The organism is Streptomyces chattanoogensis (assembly GCF_001294335.1).
In the GTDB taxonomy this organism is placed as follows: Bacteria; Actinomycetota; Actinomycetes; order Streptomycetales; family Streptomycetaceae; genus Streptomyces; species Streptomyces chattanoogensis.
The window spans coordinates 1-4733 of the sequence record NZ_LGKG01000215.1; the positions used below are offsets into that span (position 1 = coordinate 1).

The following is a 4733-nucleotide window of genomic DNA, read 5'->3' on the forward strand; positions in this document are numbered from 1 at the left end:
GGTGGAGTCGCTGACGCCGGAGCGGCTGTCGGCGGTGCTGCGTCCGAAGGTGGATGCGGCCTGGAACCTGCACGAGGCGACCAGGGATCTGGATCTGGATGCGTTCGTGGTGTTCTCGTCCGTGGCAGGCACGATCGGCAGCCCCGGGCAGGCCAACTACGCGGCGGGCAACGCCTTCCTGGACGCCCTGGCCCACCACCGGCAGACCGCGGGTCTTCCGGCGGTGTCGCTGGCATGGGGCCCCTGGTCCCAGGACGGCGGCATGACCGGCACCCTCACCCAAGCCGACCTCCAGCGCATCGCCCGCCAGGGCATGCCCGAACTCACCCCCGCACAGGGCGTGGCGCTCTTCGACGCCGCGCTGGCCGCCGGTGAGGCCCAACTGCTCCCGGTACGCTTCGACTTGGCGTCCCTGCGCGACCAGGGCGAGGTGCCCCCGCTGCTGCGCGGCCTGATCAGGACCCGCGCCCGGCGCTCGGCGGTGGGCGGCTCGGCCGCGGTAGCCGGGCTGGTGGGACGCCTGAGCGGACTGGGCACGGTGGAGCGGCGCGAGGTGCTCCTGGACCTGGTACGGGCCCAGATCGCGGTCGTCCTGGGCCACGCGAGCCCGGAGACGATCGAGTCGACCCGCGTCTTCCAGGACCTCGGCTTCGACTCTCTGACCGCGGTCGAACTCCGCAACCGCCTCAACAACGCGACCGGCCTGCGCCTTTCGGCCACCGCCGTCTTCGACTACCCCACGGCGGACGCGCTCGTCGACTTCCTGCTGGACGAGCTGTTCGGCGCGCAGGAGGCGGCCGAGCTGTCGGCGCCGGTGCCGTCACCGGCGGGGGCGGCCGACGACCCGGTCGTGATCGTCGGCATGAGCTGCCGCTACCCGGGCGGCGTCGGCTCGCCCGAGGACCTGTGGCGCCTGGTGTCGGAGGGCGTGGACGCGGTGTCCGACTTCCCCACCGACCGCGGTTGGGACGTGGAGAGCCTCTACAACCCCGATCCCGAGGCGCTCGGCACCTCGTACACCCGCTCCGGTGGATTCCTCCACGAGGCGGCGGAGTTCGACCCCGAGTTCTTCGGGATGAGCCCGCGCGAGGCGCTGGCGACCGACGCCCAGCAGCGGCTGCTGCTGGAGACGACCTGGGAGGCCATCGAGCGGACGGGCATCGACCCGGCATCGCTGCGGGGCAGCCGCACGGGCGTCTTCGCGGGCGTGATGTACACCGACTACGGAGACCTCCTCGTCGGCGATCAGTTCGAGGGCTACCGCAGCAACGGCAGCGCGGCCAGCATCGCCTCGGGCCGGGTCTCGTACACCTTCGGTTTCGAGGGGCCGGCGGTCACGGTGGACACGGCGTGCTCGTCGTCCCTGGTCGCCCTGCACTGGGCGGCGCAGTCGCTGCGCTCGGGCGAGTGCTCGCTGGCGCTCGCGGGCGGTGTGACGGTGATGTCCACACCGACGACATTCATCGAGTTCTCGCGGCAACGCGGACTGTCGGCGGACGGCCGTTGCAAGGCGTTCGCCGATGCGGCCGACGGCGTCGGCTGGGGCGAGGGCGTCGGCATGCTCGTACTGGAACGTCTGTCGGACGCACGCCGCAACGGACACCGGGTGCTCGCGGTGGTGCGCGGCAGTGCGGTGAATCAGGACGGTGCGTCCAATGGTCTGACGGCGCCGAACGGTCCGTCGCAGCAGCGGGTGATCCGGCAGGCGCTGGCGAGGACTTCTGAGGCCGAGTGGCCGCAGGGCGACGGGCCGCGGCGCGCGGGCGTCTCCTCCTTCGGCGTCAGCGGGACGAACGCGCACGTCATCCTGGAGCAGCCCGAACCGGACGCGGCCGACGCCGCACCGGACGACACGGTGACCGAGCCCGGCGCGCTGGCATGGGTGCTCTCCGCACGGAACGAAGCCGCCCTGCGCGGCCAGGCGGCGCGCCTGCTGTCCCTGGTCGCCGGCAGTGCCGCGCTGTGCGCGCGGGACATCGGCCACTCGCTGGTGACCAGGCGGTCGAGCTTCGCCCACCGTGCGGTGGTGTGGGGCCAGGACCGCGACACGCTGGTGCGTGCCCTGTCCGCACTCGCGGTGGGCGAGGCCGACGCCGGTCTGGCGGAGGGCTCGTCCGGCGCGGGCAGGACGGCCTTCCTGTTCTCGGGACAGGGATCTCAACGCCTGGGCATGGGCTGGGAGTTGTACGCCCGCTACCCGGTGTTCGCGGATGCCTTCGACGCCGTGTGTGCGGCCTTGGACGAGCACCTGGACCGCCCCCTGCGGGACGTGGTCTGGGGCGAGGACGCGGAGCTGCTGAACCAGACCGCGTACGCCCAGGCCGGGCTGTTCGCCATCGAGGTGGCGCTGTACCGACTGGCGGAGTCATGGGGCGTACGCGCGGACTTCGTGGCGGGGCATTCGATCGGTGAGGTCGCCGCGGCCCATGTGTCGGGTGTCTTCTCCCTCCCGGATGCCTGTGCGCTGGTGGCGGCCCGAGGCCGGCTGATGCAGCAACTGCCCCCCGGCGGCGCGATGATGGCGATCCGGGCGGCGGAGGACGAGGTCCTTCCGCATCTGGTGGAAGGCGTCTCGCTCGCGGCGATCAACGGCCCGTCGTCGGTCGTGATCTCGGGTGCCGAGGACACGGTGCTGGCCATCGCGGCGCACTTCGAGGGGGAGGGCCGCAAGACCAGCAGGCTGCGGGTCTCGCACGCCTTCCACTCGCCGCTCATGGAACCGATGCTGGAGGAATTCCGCGCGGTGGTGACCCGGCTGTCCTTCGGCACGCCGACGATCCCCGTCGTGTCCAACCTGACGGGCCACCTCGCCGGGCCCGAACAGCTCGCCCACGCCGACTACTGGGTCCGGCACGCCCGCGAGGCAGTGCGATTCGCGGACGGGATTCGGGCGCTGCGGGCGGAAGGGGTGACGCGGTTCCTGGAGCTCGGCCCGGACGGTGTGCTGTCGGCGATGGCCCGGGAGTCGGCATCGGACGACGCCGTGCTCGCTCCCGTACTGCGCAAGGACCGGCCCGAGGAGACGGCGCTGCTGGGTGCCCTGGCGCAGCTGTACGTCCGGGGCACGGGCGTGGACTGGACGGGTCTGTTCGCCGGTTCGGGTGCACGGTGGGCGGATCTGCCGACGTACGCCTTCCAGCACGAGCGGTTCTGGCCGTCGGGTGGAGTGGCGCGTTCGGGCGGTGTGCGGTCCGCGGGTCTGGGCTCGGCCGGGCATCCGCTGCTGGGTGCGGTGGTGGAACTGGCGGACTCGGGTGGCCTGCTGTGCACGGGCCGGCTGTCGGTGTCCTCACACCCGTGGCTGGCGGACCATGTGGTGCGGGGATCCGTCCTCGTGCCCGGCACGGCGCTGGTGGAACTGGTGCTCCGGGCGGCCGACGAGGCCGGCTGTGATCTCCTGGAGGAGCTGACGCTCGCCGCACCGTTGGTGCTGCCCGCCTCGGGCGCCGCGGTCCAGGTACAGGTAGGGGTGGGCGAGCCCGATGAGGCGGGCCGCCGGCCGGTCTCGGTCCATGCACGTGAGGGCGAGGGCCCATGGACGCTGCACGCCAGTGGTGCGGTGTCCCAGGGCGCCGAAGCGACCTCCTTCGACTTTGACGCCACCGTATGGCCGCCGAAGGGCGCGGAGCCCGTGGAAGTGGCGGACTGCTACGACGTACTCGCCGATGCCGGGCTCACGTACGGCCCGGCCTTCCACGGCCTGCGGGCGGCCTGGAAGACCGGCGGGGACATCTACGCCGAGGTGAGGCTCCCCGAGAGCACCGACGGCGACGCATACGGTCTGCACCCCGCGCTCTTCGACGCCGCGCTGCACGCATCGGCGCTGGGCGGCGTGGAAGCGGGCGGCGTCCCGTTCTCCTGGACCGGAGTCTCTCTGCACGCGTCCGGCGCCTCGCACCTCCGCGTCCGCATCCGCGAAGCGGACGGCGCGATGTCGGTCGCGATCGCGGACGCGTCCGGTGCGCCGGTCGCATCGGTGGAGTCGCTGGTGGTACGTCCGCTCTCGGCCGGGCAGCTGCAGGCCGCTGACCGGGACGCCCTCTTCAAGGCCGACTGGGTCCCCGTACCGCTCACCGACGAGCGCGTCGAACTGGGCACCGGCCCGGAGGGCGAGCCGCTGCGCACGTCCGCGGACCTGGATTCCCTGAACGGCGCGGCCGTGCCCGGGACGGTCCTGGTCGCGCCGCCTTCCGGCGCTGCCGGGACGGTGGAGTCGGTACACGCTGCGACCGCCTGGGCGTTGGAGATGGTGCAGTCGTGGCTGGCCGACGACCGGTTCGTCACCTCGCGCCTGGTGTTCGTCACCCGCGGGGCGGCCTTCGGCGCGGATCTCGCGGCGGCTGCCGTCCGGGGCCTGGTGCGATCGGCACAGTCGGAGAACCCGGGCCGCTTCGGCCTGGTGGACGTGGACGTGGACGTGGACGGCGACGCCGATGTGACCGTGCTGGCGCAAGCGCTCGCAACCGATGAGCCCGAACTGCTGGTGCGTGGGGGTGAGGTGCTGGCGGCCCGGCTGGCCCGGGTGCAGTCTCCGCACGCGATGACGTGGGATCCGTCCGGCACGGTCCTGATCACCGGGCCCGGCATCGGATCAGCGCGGTGGTGCATACCGCCGGTGTCCTGGATGACGGTGTGGTGGAGTCGCTGACGCCGGAGCGGCTGTCGGCGGTGCTGCGTCCGAAGGTGGATGCGGCCTGGAACCTGCACGAGGCGACCAGGGATCTGGATCTGGA

Annotated in this window: 1 protein-coding gene and 1 pseudogene; both read left to right on the plus strand. The window is 72.6% G+C overall.

Annotated elements, in window-relative coordinates:
- The coding region (locus ADL29_RS40120) for a type I polyketide synthase (RefSeq protein WP_425424319.1) at positions 1–4648 on the plus strand (4648 nt) is incomplete at its 5' end.
- Positions 4588–4733: pseudogene (locus ADL29_RS46795) on the plus strand (KR domain-containing protein); the annotation flags it as partial. The gene ADL29_RS40120 and the pseudogene ADL29_RS46795, both read left to right, overlap by 61 nt.